The sequence below is a fragment of the Spirosoma koreense genome (assembly GCF_054777875.1).
The window spans coordinates 459,372-475,818 of the sequence record NZ_BAAHAC010000022.1 but is presented as its reverse complement, the minus strand read 5'-3'; the positions used below and the strand labels follow the sequence as shown (position 1 = coordinate 475,818).

15 protein-coding genes are annotated in these 16,447 nt (G+C 53.5%); 6 read left to right on the top strand and 9 right to left on the bottom strand.

Features of this window, described 5'->3' with window-relative positions:
- Window positions 1–181 precede the first annotated feature (181 nt).
- The 3 genes from ACYVC2_RS15425 to ACYVC2_RS15415 all read right to left on the bottom strand — a co-directional run bounded on the left by ACYVC2_RS15425 (window position 182) and on the right by ACYVC2_RS15415 (window position 2,537).
- Window positions 182–1,300, bottom strand: a complete 1,119-nt coding sequence (locus ACYVC2_RS15425) for a tail fiber domain-containing protein (protein WP_461103341.1) — start codon at window positions 1,298–1,300, stop codon at window positions 182–184.
- A 138-nt stretch (window positions 1,301–1,438) separates the two neighbouring features.
- Window positions 1,439–1,606: a hypothetical protein gene (locus tag ACYVC2_RS15420; RefSeq protein WP_461103340.1), complete on the bottom strand. Its 168-nt coding sequence runs from the start codon at window positions 1,604–1,606 to the stop codon at window positions 1,439–1,441.
- Between the two features lie 355 nt (window positions 1,607–1,961).
- Window positions 1,962–2,537 (bottom strand): dihydrofolate reductase family protein, encoded by a 576-nt coding sequence (locus ACYVC2_RS15415; protein WP_461103339.1) that lies wholly within the window; start codon window positions 2,535–2,537, stop codon window positions 1,962–1,964.
- 323 nt (window positions 2,538–2,860) lie between these two features.
- Here ACYVC2_RS15415 and ACYVC2_RS15410 point away from each other — a divergent pair, with 323 nt between their 5' ends.
- The 6 genes from ACYVC2_RS15410 (at window position 2,861) to ACYVC2_RS15385 (ending at window position 10,214) form a co-directional block, all read left to right on the top strand.
- Complete coding sequence (locus tag ACYVC2_RS15410) at window positions 2,861–3,871, top strand: helix-turn-helix transcriptional regulator (RefSeq protein ID WP_461103338.1); 1,011 nt, start codon at window positions 2,861–2,863, stop codon at window positions 3,869–3,871.
- A gap of 78 nt (window positions 3,872–3,949) precedes the next feature.
- Window positions 3,950–5,038: an alkene reductase gene (locus ACYVC2_RS15405; RefSeq protein ID WP_461103337.1), complete on the top strand. Its 1,089-nt coding sequence runs from the start codon at window positions 3,950–3,952 to the stop codon at window positions 5,036–5,038.
- A 1-nt stretch (window position 5,039) separates the two neighbouring features.
- A complete protein-coding gene (locus ACYVC2_RS15400; RefSeq protein WP_461103336.1) occupies window positions 5,040–5,981 on the top strand; it encodes an NADP-dependent oxidoreductase in 942 nt (313 codons plus the stop codon).
- A 45-nt stretch (window positions 5,982–6,026) separates the two neighbouring features.
- Window positions 6,027–6,521, top strand: coding sequence for a cupin domain-containing protein (locus ACYVC2_RS15395; protein ID WP_461103335.1), 495 nt, complete (start codon window positions 6,027–6,029; stop codon window positions 6,519–6,521).
- Between the two features lie 301 nt (window positions 6,522–6,822).
- The gene (locus tag ACYVC2_RS15390; RefSeq protein ID WP_461103334.1) at window positions 6,823–9,453 is read left to right on the top strand and encodes a PAS domain-containing sensor histidine kinase; all 2,631 of its coding nucleotides are present in this window, start codon (window positions 6,823–6,825) and stop codon (window positions 9,451–9,453) included.
- A 50-nt stretch (window positions 9,454–9,503) separates the two neighbouring features.
- Window positions 9,504–10,214 (top strand): MBL fold metallo-hydrolase, encoded by a 711-nt coding sequence (locus ACYVC2_RS15385; protein WP_461103333.1) that lies wholly within the window; start codon window positions 9,504–9,506, stop codon window positions 10,212–10,214.
- A gap of 172 nt (window positions 10,215–10,386) precedes the next feature.
- Here ACYVC2_RS15385 and ACYVC2_RS15380 read toward each other — a convergent pair whose 3' ends face one another.
- From ACYVC2_RS15380 to ACYVC2_RS15355, 6 genes are all read right to left on the bottom strand, one after another.
- Window positions 10,387–11,340: a hypothetical protein gene (locus ACYVC2_RS15380; protein WP_461103332.1), complete on the bottom strand. Its 954-nt coding sequence runs from the start codon at window positions 11,338–11,340 to the stop codon at window positions 10,387–10,389.
- Window positions 11,341–11,388: 48 nt separating this feature from the next.
- Window positions 11,389–12,246 (bottom strand): hypothetical protein, encoded by an 858-nt coding sequence (locus ACYVC2_RS15375; protein ID WP_461103331.1) that lies wholly within the window; start codon window positions 12,244–12,246, stop codon window positions 11,389–11,391.
- A 245-nt stretch (window positions 12,247–12,491) separates the two neighbouring features.
- Window positions 12,492–13,808 (bottom strand): cryptochrome/photolyase family protein, encoded by a 1,317-nt coding sequence (locus tag ACYVC2_RS15370; RefSeq protein ID WP_461103330.1) that lies wholly within the window; start codon window positions 13,806–13,808, stop codon window positions 12,492–12,494.
- Window positions 13,809–13,924: 116 nt separating this feature from the next.
- Window positions 13,925–14,233, bottom strand: coding sequence for a hypothetical protein (locus ACYVC2_RS15365; RefSeq protein WP_461103329.1), 309 nt, complete (start codon window positions 14,231–14,233; stop codon window positions 13,925–13,927).
- A 459-nt stretch (window positions 14,234–14,692) separates the two neighbouring features.
- A complete protein-coding gene (locus tag ACYVC2_RS15360; protein ID WP_461103328.1) occupies window positions 14,693–15,430 on the bottom strand; it encodes an SDR family oxidoreductase in 738 nt (245 codons plus the stop codon).
- 66 nt (window positions 15,431–15,496) lie between these two features.
- The gene (locus tag ACYVC2_RS15355; protein ID WP_461103327.1) at window positions 15,497–16,387 is read right to left on the bottom strand and encodes a helix-turn-helix transcriptional regulator; all 891 of its coding nucleotides are present in this window, start codon (window positions 16,385–16,387) and stop codon (window positions 15,497–15,499) included.
- Window positions 16,388–16,447 lie beyond the last annotated feature (60 nt).

Sequence of the window (16,447 nt, the reverse complement as noted above, 5' to 3'; positions counted from 1 at the left end):
TAAAAAGGAACTCACCAGTCAGCGTCAGGAAAGGCTTCGGCACTTCTCCCCAACCTATTCATAGTTCATCCGCCAGCCCGCCCTGGAAATAAAACGATCAAAGCAGATAACGGCTAATGGGTACGATAACCTGCGCAATTGAGCTAAAGGTGGTTCTCAGGCTGCATTTCCCCACGAACGCCTATGGCCTACTGCTGGCCATTGAGGCAGCAGGCGATGCCGATAGTAATCTTTCGATTCTGTCGAGTCGCGCCTGAGCGTTCTTTTCTCTTTCTTCAAAAGCCGCCAGTTTCGCTTTTAACTCCTGGTTCTCGTTGATCAGGGCCTGAATGGCAATCAGGTTCACCCCGTCGAAATCCGCCTGATTGATGCTCTTGTCTTCGCCAATAGTGCCCAGTTCATCCTGGCCGAAAGCGGCAAAGAAGTCCTGGGCCATAGGCCCGTAATGCCGGTACTGATGAGCATCCTGCCCTTTGTAGTTCCAGCTACCCAGCCGCATTCGGGCAATCTTTTGCAGAAAAGATACACCGTCTGCTTGCCGAAAGTTTTCCTTGCGAGTCGAGTCCGACAGCGTTTGCCAGGCATTCCCATTAGCAGGTAGCCGGATACCCAGCGCTGTCGACTGGCTGGTGGGAGCACTCGTGTAGAGTGTATACCCTCCGGTGAAGCGCATCATCATCTGATTGGTGGCGGTATTGGAATAGGTTGGTCCATTAGGGTCATAATCACCAATAATGAATGCGCCCGTTTTAGCGTTGGTCGTTACCTTATTGCCCAAAGCAGATGAATTGTCTCCACTGGCAGTGACGAAGTGGCCAAGGGCCGCCGACTGAGCACCACTGGCCGTACTGTAGGCCCCAAGCGCCACTGCCAGGTCACCACTGGCGGTCGTATATTGGCCGATGGCTACCGAATGATCTTTACTCGAAGCACTGCCCTGGCCAATAGCAATGGAGCCATAACCGCTGGCCAAACTACTGAAGCCAAGAGCCACTGTAAAAGCCCCGCTGGCGGTTGGATTATAGCCAGCGGCAAAGGAACTATACCCCACCTGGCCAATATCCCATTTGGTATAGGAAACATTACCGGCCCGAAAAGCGCCTTTGCTGGCATACCAAATGAGTTTAGCCCGGTCAAGGTCATCATCTTCTATGGGGTAAGACAAATCTTTGCCAAAGAGCACATCTTTGCCTTCGGCTACGTTGAAGAATGCCTTGGGTGTAGTGGTGCCAATGCCAACCTGAGCATATAGGTTAATCCAACTTACTATTGAGCAGACCGCCAGGACAAGGTGTTTCATGATGAAAAGAATTTGAATGAAATGGCTATAATTTCCGAAGGGCCGAGCCATAGCCTTTCCCATCCCCCAGGCAGTAACATACCTGCGGGTAAGTTGGGGCTGTTTTAGGATATGCCAGGGTATGTTTTGAGCGAACGGTCAATGAAAAACTCCGCGCCGGGCGCCGTTCCGAACCGACCGCCCCCTAAGGCTGCTCAGGCTGTGATTAAAGCCGTCCTGGGTGACGCACACCCAGGACGGCGCGGGGCCGGTCTCAGACACACCTCCCACCAGACTCAGGGTAATGACTTCACCAATCTGTAACATGCGGACGCAGACCATCGGGGTTCGGGCCGGCTTCTCCCCTGCCAGACACTACACAATTTGCCAGAGTAATAACCTTACCCCAGAAGCTATGAGTCATGGCCGACACCCTATGGTTTAAAAGCGGCAGGGTCTCATTTTACGCTGAAGCCTCCGGCAGGGCTATTCAAAACCTGAATAGCCCTGCCGGAGGCTTCAGCGGGCAAAAAATTTATGCAGGCGCCAAAGCGCTGGTTCCACTGCCAAGTGGGGTTTTCTTCCCCAGCCTTTCTGTTTCCGATCAGCTACACACAAGTCGATGCGTGCGTAGGTTGGTAAACGGTTGGCAGGATGGATTATGGCGCTTTACCAATCAGCTTTAGGGCCGTAGCGGCCCAACGGGCCGGTATGTATTTATGAGCACACCCGTGTCCATACCCTTCGTGTCGACCAAAGCCAGTTCGCAGGGGGCGACACTGTCCGAAAAAAAGCGTTTGCCCCGACCCAGCAAGACCGGGTAGATCAGCAGCACAACCTCGTCGACCAGTCCCTGCCCGAGCAACACCGACGTCAGCGTTGAACTTCCCCACACGATCAGGTCAGGGCCTTCTGTTGACTTGAGGCTGCGAATACCCGCCAGGATGTCTGTACCTAAGTCTTTGACTGGGCCCCAGGCGAGGCTGTCCGGCCGGTGGGTCACGACGTATTTCGTGGCCGCATTCAGACCGTTGGCTATTGGACTATTGCCCGCTTTGGGCCAGTAGTCGGCCCAGAGGTCGTAGGTATGACGGCCAAGCAGCAGATCGTAGTGGCGGCCCTGCGCTTCTAGGACGGCCTCTAAGCCAGCCGGACTTCGGTAGGGTGTCGTCCATCCACCATACGTGAAGTCGGCGCTCTCTTCGTGCTGGATTACGCCGTCCAGTGAGCAATGCTCCATGATTCGGATCTTTCTCATTTTGATTAGCTATTTGTTTACTGTTTGCACAAAGTTAAACCGGCTTAGATACGGGCATGCAGGGCAATTGTGACAATAAGAGGGGGCTTTTGTGACTAGTTGCAATTGGCCCACAAGTAGGTCAGGTTCACTGTGGCAGACTATACCGGAATAATAATTCTTTGTAAACGCATGCGTAAATCGACCTACCTAAACAGTAAGTAGCGCCCCCGGTTTCGAAGTTATGGGCGATGTAGACCCCTGGGTATCCTGAAGCTAATCGACAGGAACAGGCTGAAATTATTGTTCTTCCGGAAATAGCCGATTTCTTTGCTTATAAATCGATGAGTGAGCCTCCCAGACAGTTTATGGTATTCGAGTTTGTTGCCAATCCGACTTTCAACTTTATAACCAGTTTCGGCGAAAAAAACGGTATTCCGGTTCAAGGCGATACGCTGCACCTGCCTCCTGCCCTGGGCAAAGGATATATGAAGAGGATCGATCTGGAGACTGGCTTTAAACTGGTTGTTCATCACTATACGTTGAATGAGGAGTTTGTACTCAGACGACTGCCAGCCGATGAAACCTATGGGTTGGTCAGCATCATCTTTCACAGCAATGAAGAACCGGCTTCGCTGATGACCAACGGTCAGGAGCAGTCGAACCGGCTGGCCAGAAGCACCCAGTTTGCCATCCAGATCGCTTCGTACGATCTGGAGTCCGTTATTCGTTTTCCGGCCCATACGGCCATCAACTTTGTCGTCGTTGGGGTAAAGGCCACTCAGTTGAAGAGCTTATTAGGCATTCAACATCCCAATTCGGTAATACAAACGATACTGAATGTGTCACCGGGTTTTCTGTTCTACGAAAGCATGGGACCCGATGTGCAGAAAACACTCAAACAGGTTACCGATGCCCGGCAGAACGGTGAGCTGACCGCACTGTATTACAGCATTAAAGTACAGGAGCTACTGCTGCTGCTTTTTGAGCAGCTACTCCGGCGAGACACCGTGCGGCATAGTCCGGTTTACAAAGATGACATCGACAACTTATTCATCGTCCGGACCGCCGTACTTGCCGATCTGGGCCAACCACCTCACTTAGCTCAGCTGGCCCGACTGGTCGGCATGAGTGAAACCAAATTGAAAGACCTCTTCAGGCAGGTATTTGGCGACAGCATTTATAATTATTACCAGAAGGCTCGCATGGAAGAAGCTGCGTTTCTGTTGAAGCAGGGCGGCCACTCCGTTACCGACGTCGGGACTCAGCTGGGGTTCACGAACCTAAGCCATTTTAGCCGGCTGTTCGAAAAACACTACGGGGTGAAACCCAAAAAGTACGCTTCCGGCGGATAAGACTATTTATGCGTCCTTTCGGGCTATTTAAGGCGTAAAGTCTGCCAGACATTTGTGGTGTTCTAACCATCACGAATTATGAACAAGATTCTTACGCCGTTTTCAAAAGGGGGGCTACGCCTGAAAAACCATCTGGTGATGGCGCCGATGACCCGCAGCCGGGCTCTCAACAACCTGCCCAATGCATTGATGGCTCACTACTACGCCCAGCGGACGGGAGCCGGTTTACTTATTACGGAAGGAACAGCCCCTACCCCCGAAGCCCTGGGCTATCCGCGCATTCCCGGCATTTTTTCGGCCGATCAGGTCGAAGGCTGGCAAAAAGTCACCTCGGCCGTGCATGCCGATGGTAGTAAAATCTTCGTGCAACTAATGCATACCGGACGCATTGGCCATCAGGATAACCTACCCGCCGGGGCTACTTTAGTGGGTGCTTCCGGACGAAAAGCCGCTGGACAAATCTTTACCGATACGGCAGGATTACAGGCGTACTCGCAACCGCAGCCCCTGACCATAACGGGTATCGCTCAGGTCATAGAGGGGCACGTTGCTGCGGCCCGGAACGCCCTCCAGGCCGGGTTCGATGGCATTGAACTCCACGGAGCGAATGGTTACCTGATCGAACAGTTCCTGAATCCGGCAGTCAATGACCGAACCGATTTATACGGGGGGAACCTTGTCAACCGGAGCCGGCTCATTATCGAGATGGTCAAAGCGGTAGCCGATGCGATCGGTCCAGAAAAAGTCGGCATTCGTTTTTCACCCTATTCAACACTAGGTGATCTGCCCCCTTATGCCGACGATGAGGTACATGAAACCTACCGTTATCTGGCTCAGGAACTGGATAAATTAGGGATTGCCTACCTCCATATCGCGGTCAACGTACCGATTCCGCAACGAACGTCAGATGCCATGCGTGCTTCCTTTAACGGCACCATCATCCTCTGCAACGGCTTAACGCCTGAAACCGCCGAAGCGGCCTTACGGGGCGATTTTGCCGACCTGGTTGCCTTTGGACGATCTTTTTTAGCCAACCCGGACCTGGCCGAACGCATTGCCGTGCAGGCTGAACTCAACCAGCCGGACTATACTACCCTTTATACGCCCGGAGCCCAGGGCTACACGGACTACCCAACATTGACCGAATCAACCATCGACTTAAACTGACATGCAAGCAATTGTTTTAACCAACTACGGCCCCGCTGAAAACCTGCGTTTTCAGGAGATGACCACGCCCACTCCTGCGGCCACTGACGTATTGATTCACGTGAAGGCTTCTGCCGTCAATAAGCTCGATCTGCTGAAAGCATCCGGAGCCATGCAGGCGGTTTTCCCGCTACCGATCCCGTGGATTCCGGGCATCGATTTTGCCGGAGTGATCGAAGCCGTCGGCGAGCAGGTACAGGATGTTAGCGTGGGCGATGAAGTGTATGGAGCAAGCCTGACGGGAGGAGCCAATGCTGAATACATAGCCATTAACCCCCAATTTATTGCTTTGAAGCCCCGTTCCTTATCATTCATCGAAGCTGCTTCCGTGCCTGTTGCCGCCGAAACGGCCTGGCAGGTGATCTTTCGGGATGCCCAACTGAAGAGCGGCCAAACCATTCTCATTCATGGGGGAGCTGGCGCGGTTGGCTCCTACGCGGTTCAGTTCGCTCACCAGGCCGGGGCACGGGTAATCGTAACGGCAACCGCCGACTCAGAGGAGTACGTAAAAAGGCTGGGCGCCGATGTGTTTATTGATTACAAAAACGAGGCTTTCGAATCCGTTGCTCATGCGGTGGATGCGGTCATCGACTTGGTCGGGGGTGAGATACAGCAACGCTCGTACGGGCTCATCAAAGCGGGAGGGCATCTGGTTTCGACCACCCAGCCGGTCTCGGCCGATTTAGCCGCCAGCCATAATATCCATGCTACATTTGCGCAGTTGCAACCTTCTCAGCAAGGCTTAGCCCGGATAGCCACCCTGCTGGACGAAGAAAAACTGACGATTAACCTTGGCGAAGTATTTCCGCTGGCCAGGACGGCCGAAGCCTGGCATGCAGTGCTGGCGAATCCAGCGGGACCGGGCCAGAAGAAGAACGGCCGCATCGTGCTGAATCACGCTTAAGTCGGTAGCTAGACTGCCGGTACGGATCATTTAACTTAGAAAAACATGAAAGACGATAAACTAACGACGATTGCCGCTGACCAGGGCCTGCATTTATCGGTGGTGGGCGACACTTATCGACTCGTAATCACCGGCCAGCAAACCCAGGGCGCCTACGCGGTTATCGATATGCTCATACCACCCAATGGGGGGCCAGGACCTCACGCACACCCTCACTTTCAGGAGTCGTTTTACGTCCTGGAGGGTGAGATCGAAGTCAAAACTGAATCGGAGACCTACGTCGCCCGGAAAGGTTCTTTTCTGAATATTCCCGCCGGGGGCGTAGTGCACTGTTTTAAAAACAAATCGGACCAGATAGCCCGCTTATGGTGTACGGTGGTCCCGGCGGGTCTGGACGAATTCTTTCAGGAAATTGGTACACCTGTCGCTGCGGATACGTTCTTACCCCCTCCCCATTTTAGCCCCGATGAGATCAAGCGGCTACAGGCGATTGCCGAAAAGTACGGTCAGCAAGTATTCCCACCCGATTATTTAGGGTAGCCAGAGGATCCTAACGGATGAAAAGGAAGCAGACGATGAGTAACCCGTCGGAGTATTTTCCGGGTATTTTTAGCCACGCAGCAACCGGCTCGTCGGGGACTAAGTAAGCCCAGTCGTTCCTGTGTGGTGGACCATTAGGTAATGGTCCACCACGGCCGTTGCGAATCCGGCTTAGTAGTCCAACTTTTACAATCTGTCGACAAGCAGGGGGCGCCCACGAGCCTGGTTTCTTTTTTAATAAGCGTATTCAAGCTTATTACTAACTTCGCATCCGTTGCCTCAATGGCCTGCGACCTAGCTTGTGAATTTCTTTACGCAACCCAATACTGGCCAGCCAGACGACCTACCAGCCGGAATCAATAATGCGATCCTGGTACTCCAAGCCGATTCCGATTCGGCTGCCTCATTTCGGGTCATGGAGGCTAATGAAGCGGCTCAGCAACTGGCAGGCAGCACTTCCTTGTCGGGTGCCTGGCTCGGGCAGCTACCTTACCCCTTCAATTCACCGGAACTGGCTAGTCAGCTTCACCGGATAGCCGGGCAGCATACCAGCTCCCGCTTTCAGCTGGCGCCCCCCAGTCAGGCCGTCAGTGCCGCCGGATTCGAATGCCACCTAATAAAAGCAGCCCCTGGACTGGTGGTCCTTTCCCTGCTTTGGCAGAAGCCTCCGGCTGAAGAGGAGGACTCTCTGGAACAGGTAATTTCGGCCCTGCCCGCTGGGCTGATCTTATTCCGTGCCATCCGGGATGCAGACGAGTACATCGTTGATTTTCAGGCCATACTCTGCAACCCAATGGGTGCTGCCATTACCGGTCAGCCCAGAGATTACATACTGTCCCGACCCATTAGTGAACGCTACCCTAACATGCCGGCGTATGATTTATTTCATCGCTATGTAGAGGTGGTAACCACGGGGCAGCCCCATCAGCAACTGCTTTATTTACCCACGAAAGAACGCTGGCTCGACGTATCGGTGGCCAGGTACGGCGATGGCCTGCTGGTTTGTTTTCAGGATGTGACGATGGGGCAGAAAACGGCCTCTCTGCTGGAAAGTGTGATGAGTAGTTCGCCCGCTTCGGTTCGCTATTACGAAGCCATCCGGGATTCGGAGGGCCACCTTATCGATTTCATGACCAGCACCGGCAATGAACTGGCCGCCTACCGTCCTTTCCGGTCCGCCGATTCGACGGTCGGTAAACGCATGCTGGAGCTGTATCCTTACCTGAAAGACAACGGCTTGTTCGACCGTTACGTGGCCGTCGTCGAGTCGGGGCAACCTGATCAGTTCGAAATCATGCATGAGCTGGCTACCCGGACGGTCTGGTTCGACTGCCGGACGGTGCGGCACGGCGCTGGCTTTGTGCTTACTACGCTGGATATCACGGCGCAGAAAGAAGCGCAGTTCGCTCAGCAGCGGGAAGCCGAGCGTCTGCAGCTTGTCCTGGATAATTCCCTGACAGGCATGGCTTGGCTAGGCAGTGTTTTTAACGCCGACGGTCGGTTGGTAGATTTTACTCTGGAGAAGATCAATGCGACGCTGGCTCAGACGCTAAGGCAACCTCCTGAAGCGCTGGAAGGCAGACGCTTATCCGAACTCATGCCGCACCAACTGGTCAATGGCCTCTTCGAACGGTACGCAACCGTAGCCCAAACAGGTGTTTCGCAACGTTTCGAGTGGAGCAACGACACAGCCACGACCTGGTACGAGATCGCGGCCGTGGCCGTACCGGGAGGGGTGATTGTTACGTTTATGGACATTTCCGCCAGTATACTGGACCGATTGAAAGGGCAGCAACAGGCAGATCTAATTCAGGGTGTGCTCAACAGCTCGGCCAATAGTATCGTGGTGCTGGAGCCCATAACCGATGAATCGGGGCAAGTTGTCGACTTTCACCTCCCGCTCGCCAATCCCGCCACTTTTGGTTTGTTTTCCCCTTTTTTTGACCAGACCATCACGCAGGAAACGTTGACCGAACAGACGTTGCTGACCCTTTTTCCCGCCGTCAGGCAGCGTCCGCTGTTTGGAGCCCTGATTTCTGTGATGAACACCCAGGAGCCCATTCATACCCCCGTCGACTATCCGGAGCTGGGCTTAACCTACGAGTACGACATCCGGCCTTTCCGCAGGGGTATACTGATGATTACCACCGACATCACTCTCCTGCGAGTCAACCAGCAGCAACTCGAAGCCAACAACCGGGCGCTGAGTCGGTCCAATGCCTATCTGCAGCAGTTCGCCTACGTGGCTTCCCACGATTTGCAGGAACCCCTGCGAAAGATTCAGGCCTTCGCCGATCTGCTACTGACTCAGCACGCCGAAAAACTGGATGAAACCGGACAGGATTTGCTTCGTCGTCAGCAAAATGCGGCCCAGCGTATGCAAGTTCTCATCCGGGGGCTACTGGATTATTCCCGGCTGTCGACGCCATCGCTGCCGATGGAACCCGTGTCGCTCCAAACGCTGCTTGCCGACGTATTAAGTGATCTGGAAGCCACCATTCAGCAAACAAATGCGCAGGTCAGTAACACGCCATTGCCAACCCTGATGGGTAACGCGACCCAGCTTCGTCAGTTGCTACAGAACTTACTGGCCAACGCGTTGAAATTCAATAAACCAGGCCAGCCGCCCCAGGTTCGGGTGGATAGTTTCTCCCTCACCGCTGACCAATTACCCCAGCCCCCGTCGACGGCTAAATCCGAAGGATGGATCGGGCTTCGAGTGGCCGATGAAGGTATTGGCTTTGATGAATCGTACCGGGAACGGATATTCGATTTATTCCACCGGCTACACGGTCGTAGTCAGTACAGCGGGACGGGTATTGGCCTGGCGATTGTCAAAAAAGTGGTAGAAAATCATCGGGGGCAGATCAGCGTGAGCAGCCAGACCGGAGCGGGGGCTGTCTTCACGGTTTATCTGCCCATGCACCCATAAACTTTCCTGATGCAGGCTTTTTAGAGTATAAACGCTATAAAACGAACCGTATGGCTGGTTTACAATCCATTACGCCTTCTCTGTATCAACTCAGTCTGGGCACCGTCAATGCCTTCGTGATCAAGGATGATGGACTAACCTTGATCGATACGGGCTATTCCGACAGCCTGGCTACCATTTTCTCTCTGCTACAAAAGCAAGGAGAAAATCCGTATGCCATCAAACAGGTGATTCTGACCCATGCCCATCCAGATCATGCCGGCAGCGCATCGGCGATAAAAGACAAGCTCGGCATACCCCTGTTGGCCCATCAGCTGGAAGCCCCCCTGCTGGAAGCCGGCTCCAGCGGCCGCTCCCCGATCTATCCATCACCGGGCCTCGTCAATTGGCTCATTTACCAGTTTTTTGTAAAAGGAGGAGACGGGTCGATTCCGCCTGTGGGTGTCGATGAGCGACTGAGCCACAACGATGTCATTCCCGTAGCCGGTGGGCTTCAGGTAATCCATACGCCGGGTCATAGTGTCGGTCATATGGCCTTATGGCTTAAAGAAGAAGGGGTCATGATCGCCGGCGACACGTGTGCCAACCTGATGGGGTTATCCTTCAGCACTGTCTATGAAGACCGATCGGTGGGTCTGAGGAGCATCCTGGCGATGGCCGAGCGCCCGTTCGACCAGGCCGTTTTTGGTCACGGAGCCCCGTTGAAGCCGCAGGCCAGTCAGAAGATAAAAGCAAAATTTAAACCGCTGGCGGGTCGGTAACCGCTTTACTTACTGGTCTGCCAGGTCTGATGCCTGTATAAACCGGGTCGTTCGCAGGAGCAGGTAGCCCCGCTATGCCGACTCAACGGCTGCTTTTCGTTGACCAGGGAAAAGCCCCATCGAGGATGGTAGGGCTACTAATAATTCCAGATGCATGGCGTTTGCCAAGGCCTTACTGCACTTTGGCGCAGATAGCATAAACCCGCATTACCACAGCCGTACTATTTGTATTCTTAACAGTTATTCTCCATTGGTTATTATTACTTGCGTCCGGGCCGCTATAGATGACACTAATGTTGAATCCATTAGCGTCGTAAGCGAGTTGGCCCCCGCCCCCACCAATTAATTTAGTGCCACTAGGACAACCAGCAACCTGGTTGCCTAAATTATTGGCGGGATAAGTAAGATCCTTATATACGTATTGAACGCCCATTTGCAGGTTACCCGAATACTTGATGTTCCCATTGACTTCCAGAGCCTCCGAAGGGGAATTGGTATTGATGCCTACTCGGCCATTTGATTTGACGTAAAGCAAGGACGTACCGACTGTCGTTTGATCTCCCCGGCTCACGTCCAGCGCCACTGAGCCCGGCGCAGCCACTTTGACCGCCAGCCCATTGCCTGCATTGCCCGCCAAAGAGTTGTTGATCTGAGCGGCATAGCCTGCTTGGGATGCACTCCAGGCAAATGAATCGGGATTACCTCCTAACCCATCTGAACCAATTGTGTTACCCGCCGTATTGGCTAGTTTTGAAAAAGGCGTACTCGTACCGATGCCCACTTTACCACCAACGTTGTTCGAGTAGATGTCGAGCCCTGTCGTTGACCAAGGGTTGGTTACTGAAGCGGCATTAGCGGCCTGAGCCAGAGTAATCCAACCCGTATTGGTGCGGATGTTCAGTACATTGGTCGTGCTGTTGTAGACCAGCATACCCGCTGGCACGTTCTGCATGGCATCGATCTGGGTCTGATTGAGCCGGGGCAAGAGCAGCGCTTTATTGGTGCTCTCCAGTTCCAACAAGGCATTGGTGTTGACCGTGTTGACATTGTCACCAATCTTAACCTGAGCGGACAGGTTAGCCGAAAGCAAAGAAAAACCGAGCAGGGCAGTAAAGACAATTTTCATAGATAGAGTTGTTAACAAGTAGCGTGATGTTTGCTTGAAGCAGAGAGGTTACTGCTGAAAGTAATCAGCCTTATCAGCGTCGGTGTTGTTGTCGTAGGCGGCCTCCGTAAAGCCGCTGGCGATCACTGTTGAGCTGACCGTCAGCACTCCCGTCGTTGCTCCGGGCGTGAGCGTGCCCGATAACCCAACACTCCGCGCATCCCCGGCGGCCATGGACTGACTGGTGGTCAGTGTATAGTAGCCGCCCACCGGACCACTGAAGCTCCAGGCACTGTTCTGCACCGGCTTACCCCCTATCGTGGTCGCAGTCGGATCGAAGCTCAGATTGACTTTGGGATCTTTGCTGATCTTGACACTGAAGCCGCCCGAAGTAGCCACCGAATTCAGCTCATACACGTCCACCACGACCGTGAAGGGTTTGGTCCCCTGCACACTGGAGGGACGGGCAAACAGCGTGGGGGACAGATCCGACAGGGCTGTGGCCGTCACCACGTATAGGTTCTGATCAGTCAGCACATTGCTCACGATGTGTCGGGTCGGGTCTACGGTACTGCCCTCGGTTACGGTCAGCGGATCATTGGCAGCGCCAGTGTAGGCCAGTTGAAGCGTGTACTCGCTGTAGCCGTTCAACTCGGCGGGCAGGTAGCTGATAGCGGCCGTGCCGGAGAAAGGAACCGAGGTACCGAACTGGTAGAGCCGACTGATGCTGGGATTACCCGCCAGGGGCGTTGTGGTTCGCTGAATGCTGTTGTTGACCAGGGTCAGGTTGGTCGCTGGAGTCAGGCTCAGCCCATCGATGTTGATGGATGTTCCGGCGGTGACATTCATGCCACGCGGACCCACCGAGAGTTGAGCACTAGCCTGGTGGGCAAGTAGCCAGGTTAGGCAGACAAAGAAGTATTTCATACGTTGAGTAGGTTCGAAAGTAATTGACCAGACAAGGTGTTGCGCGAAAAGAGAAAGTACGTCACCTGGTAAGCGTAATGCCCGTAAAACTAGGTGAAATAGAAGCCGCGCTGTCGGATTTGATGTCAACGACGCTGGTTTGTAGATGAACGAAGCGGCCAGGGGTGTAAGCGACTGATACTGTCCTACTATCCCTGCTGTAACCAATTCAGATTATGACAATACGCCGGATTCACTTAGGCTACTTAGGAGCGTAAGGCTTTTCGATAGGTATCGATGGCGCGCTGGCGCGAAAACGCAAAATCAATCATCGGTCTGGCATACTCAGGTGTACCATATTCAGGCACCCATTGGCGAATATACTCCTGGCGGGGATCGAACGTTTTGGCCTGGGAGAGCGGATTGAACACCCGAAAAAAAGGCGAGGCATCATTGCCCGAACCGGCTACCCACTGCCAGTTCCCATTGTTGGCCGACAAGTCATAATCACGCAGCTTCTGCGCAAAATAAGCCTCACCGATTCGCCAGTCCACCAGCAGGTTCTTGATCAGAAAGCTGGCGGCATTTAAGCGGGCGCGGTTGTGCATCCAGCCCGTCTGGTTCAGTTGCCGCATGCCCGCATCCACCAGCGGATAGCCTGTCTGCCCCTGTTGCCAGCGTTCGATATCTTCAGCGCGGTTCAGCCAGGGAATGGCTTCATAGGCGGTCCGGAACGGCTTCTGTTCGACATGGGGAAAATGATCCAGGATCTGAAAATAAAAATCGCGCCAGATCAACTCAGTCAGGAACCGGTCGCTATGGGCCAGCGCCTGCCGCACCAGTTCGCGAAAACTAATGGTACCGAACCGCAAATGGATGCTCAGTTCACTGGTCCCGTGCAGCGCGGGCTTGTCCCGGTCGTGGGCGTACCGTTCCAGGAATTTAGTCGACACATGGTCAGATGGAAAGTCTTCCCTCAACGGCTGAAACTGCATGGCCGCTAAGCTGGGAATCGGCTGAGGAGCGTGTTTATGAAAATGCGCGAAGTAACGCCCGGTCGGATACGGCCGGACGTAGAAGTCCGTCAGCGTTGCTTTCCATTTGCGTTGGTAAGCGCCAAAAACGGTGTACGGTGTCTTTTTCCCCGTCAGCAGTTCATCACCCGCAAAGATGGTTTGGTCTTTATAGCTGTGAAAGCCGACTCCCTGTTCACGCACTAACTGCTCAATTTGTTTGTCCCGCTGTTTGGCGTAGGTTTCATAGTCGGTGTTGGTATAAACACCCGCCACCGACAGAGTCGTCAGGATTTGCGTCCAGACGGCAACCGGCTCTCCGTAATACACCAGCAGAGTCGACCCCATTTTGGTGAGTTGCTGCTGAAGATCATGAAGCCGCTGATGAATGAACTGTACTCGCCTGTCCCGGCGATCTTCGAGTGGGTCCAGAATCGTGCGGTCGAAAATAAAAACCGGCAGGACAGCATGCCCACTTTTAAGAGCGTGATACAGTGCAGCGTTATCTTCCAGCCGTAGGTCGCGCCGAAGCCAGCACAGCGATAAGGATTGATCCGTGGAGTTAGTCATTACGAGAGAGCGCAGCCATATGGGGTCATCCGCTCACCAGCCTATCGCTCTGTCTAAGTAGAATGTTTGCGGAACGAACACGGCCGTGCCAGACCGTCATGCGCACACAACCAAAGCTAGCTATGAAGGCCGATGAGCTGGCAGGCTTCAGCGGCTTTATGCTTGAGAGCGGCCAGAGTCTGTTCTTTATCGGCATTTGTCACCGCTTCGTCAAAGGTCACGTATTCGCTTGTCATGGCCGACGCGATCAGACCGGCGGCCTTACTGAGATTTTCCTGCTCTTCCTGAGTGGTCCCGGTTAGCTGCCGAATATGCTCGCCGATCAGCTTAAGCTTGTCGTAAGCCACCAGCGGGCTGTCAAATTTCAGAGCCAGCAGGGTTTTGTAGTCAGAGAGGATCTTCGTTTTGATGGCTTCGTTTTCCATGATCGTTCAGAATGGGGTTCGTGGTTGTAACCCAAATGCCGTTGATTTGTTGTCTTTACCGGCTCATAGGCAGATTCCCAGATTGGCGCCCACTACGATTGCGACAACAGAGATGAAAAAACAGCTCACCACGACCTACCTCGCCAACGACTCCCTGGTTTCACCTCCCCGATCATCTAACCCAAAAAGACAAACTGTTTTTTACCCGGAAGCTCCACCTTCGGCCAGACGAACGTAGGGAGTGCCGGTACTTTGAGTCGAATAAAAACGGGCTGCAAAGCAATCATAAACGCCAGTCTTTGAAGACCAGCGCTTTATGATTGCTTTGCAGGGTAAGATTTGCTGACTCAGTATACCCGATGGGAAGGTCATCCTTAGCGGCAACGGAACCGCCTAAAGAGCAAGACAGGCATTACGGACAGTTTACCTAACCGACTTTGCCGTGCCCCCGCAACCCTGTTACCACGGACTGATTCCAGTTTCCGGCGAGTTATCGTCACTAAAAAACTGACCTGTCGGGTCGTCTGGACCCAGCACAGCCGCTTTAACGACCCGGGCAGCAGCCTCCGCTACGGTTCCGGGGCCGGAGTGGTTATTGAAATCGGTGGCGGTATAGCCCGGATCGACGGCATTCACTTTAAACGGCGTATCGCGCAGGGTATACGCCAGTACGGTCGTATAAGCATTGAGTGCCGCTTTAGACGAGACATAACAAGCCGGCTTGACCGGATAATATTTCCAGGCTGGATCATTCTGTAGGGTGATCGACCCGAGCCCTGAAGTAACGTTGACGATTCGTGGCTCCGGCGACTGCCGCAGCAGGTCGATAAACGCCTGGGTTACTTCGATGACGCCAAAAAAATTAGTTTCGAACACCTGCCGGAATACACGGATATCGGTTTCCAGGGGCGGCTGCGGCAACTCACCGCTAATACCGGCGTTATTGATCAGCACATCCAGCGTCTGGATTTTCTGGCCCAATACCTGGCGGGCAGCTTTGATGGAATCCAGGTTATCGACGTCGATTTCGAGGGGTTCGACCTGAGTCAGCCCCTCGGTCTGCAACTGCCCGACGGCCTGCAGTCCTTTTTGTTTATCCCGACTGCCCAGGTATACATAATACCCTTGCTGTAGTAACTGTCTGGCTGTTTCAAAACCAATGCTTTTGTTGGCTCCTGTGATGAGTACTGTTTTCATAAGTAAGTTATTGACAGTACAAAGCTACCGCCCGCCGTACAGTCGGCCGGAACACATTCTGCGGCATTACTGGTACATTTTACGGATGTGGGTCCGATAGTCGGCAGGCGTCATGCCGGTTTCGCGTTTGAAGAACCGGGTGAAGTAGGAAGCGTCCGAAAAACCGAGGTCAAAAGCGATTTCCTTCAGGGAATGGGGTGTATGAAAAAGCAGGCGACGGGCTTCCAGCACCAGCCGGTCATGGATATGTTTGATAGCCGGTTTACCACTCTGCGCTTTCACTACTTCGCTCAGATACCCTGCCGATAGATGCAGCATGGCCGCATAGTCACTCACTTCGTGCCATTGCTGAAAATGTTCGTCGACCCTGGCCTGAAATTTTCTGAGCAACAGCGTGTCGACCGAGGTATCGTTTGGGGTAAATTGCTCGGTATACAGGCGGCTCAGATAAGTAAGCAGCACTGTCAAATAAGCCCCCAGCATTCGCTGCTGCCATTCGCCGGGCTGGCGATATTCTGTCCCTATTTTGCCCAACAGCTCTTCGACGACGAGGATATCGGCATTCGTAAGCACCAATTCGTGACCGTTATGGGGGTTTTGAACAAGGGGCAGTTTGTTTAACGAAGCATTTTCCTGAAGCGCCAGGAACTCATCGGTAAACGCGATGCCCGTACTCCATAACTGGTTAATTTCTTCTTTGACGATGACCTGGTTTGGTCCCGTAAAGTAAACTGTATTGTCTTTAAGGACGTAGGGCGTCATGTCGATCCACTGACGGCTACCGGCCCGCCTGACGAAAGCCAGCAGGTAATGATCTTTCCGGTGCGGTATAAGCAGCTCGGACTGATTCGGCAAGTTGCCTTCGAAGAAATACATCTTAAACTGCCGGCTACCGGTTAGCTCGTCCGGCTCCAGCGAATAAACCGGTATCTGTGAATTGGCAGTAAGTACTTGCATTGCTTAAAGCTACAACATTTTGCGCATCTGTCCGTAGCCGCATCGCAGCCCGGTCGAAGC

Excerpts from the sequence above, each read along its gene's own strand:
- ACYVC2_RS15375 (WP_461103331.1), bottom strand. The coding sequence starts at position 12,246 with ATGAAATACTTCTTTGTCTGCCTAACCTGGCTACTTGCCCACCAGGCT.
- ACYVC2_RS15410 (WP_461103338.1), top strand. The coding sequence starts at position 2,861 with ATGAGTGAGCCTCCCAGACAGTTTATGGTATTCGAGTTTGTTGCCAAT.
- ACYVC2_RS15380 (WP_461103332.1), bottom strand. The coding sequence starts at position 11,340 with ATGAAAATTGTCTTTACTGCCCTGCTCGGTTTTTCTTTGCTTTCGGCT.
- ACYVC2_RS15360 (WP_461103328.1), bottom strand. The coding sequence starts at position 15,430 with ATGAAAACAGTACTCATCACAGGAGCCAACAAAAGCATTGGTTTTGAA.
- ACYVC2_RS15370 (WP_461103330.1), bottom strand. The coding sequence starts at position 13,808 with ATGACTAACTCCACGGATCAATCCTTATCGCTGTGCTGGCTTCGGCGC.
- ACYVC2_RS15405 (WP_461103337.1), top strand. The coding sequence starts at position 3,950 with ATGAACAAGATTCTTACGCCGTTTTCAAAAGGGGGGCTACGCCTGAAA.
- ACYVC2_RS15385 (WP_461103333.1), top strand. The coding sequence starts at position 9,504 with ATGGCTGGTTTACAATCCATTACGCCTTCTCTGTATCAACTCAGTCTG.
- ACYVC2_RS15395 (WP_461103335.1), top strand. The coding sequence starts at position 6,027 with ATGAAAGACGATAAACTAACGACGATTGCCGCTGACCAGGGCCTGCAT.
- ACYVC2_RS15355 (WP_461103327.1), bottom strand. The coding sequence starts at position 16,387 with ATGCAAGTACTTACTGCCAATTCACAGATACCGGTTTATTCGCTGGAG.
- ACYVC2_RS15400 (WP_461103336.1), top strand. The coding sequence starts at position 5,040 with ATGCAAGCAATTGTTTTAACCAACTACGGCCCCGCTGAAAACCTGCGT.
- ACYVC2_RS15365 (WP_461103329.1), bottom strand. The coding sequence starts at position 14,233 with ATGGAAAACGAAGCCATCAAAACGAAGATCCTCTCTGACTACAAAACC.
- ACYVC2_RS15415 (WP_461103339.1), bottom strand. The coding sequence starts at position 2,537 with ATGAGAAAGATCCGAATCATGGAGCATTGCTCACTGGACGGCGTAATC.
- ACYVC2_RS15420 (WP_461103340.1), bottom strand. The coding sequence starts at position 1,606 with ATGTTACAGATTGGTGAAGTCATTACCCTGAGTCTGGTGGGAGGTGTG.
- ACYVC2_RS15425 (WP_461103341.1), bottom strand. The coding sequence starts at position 1,300 with ATGAAACACCTTGTCCTGGCGGTCTGCTCAATAGTAAGTTGGATTAAC.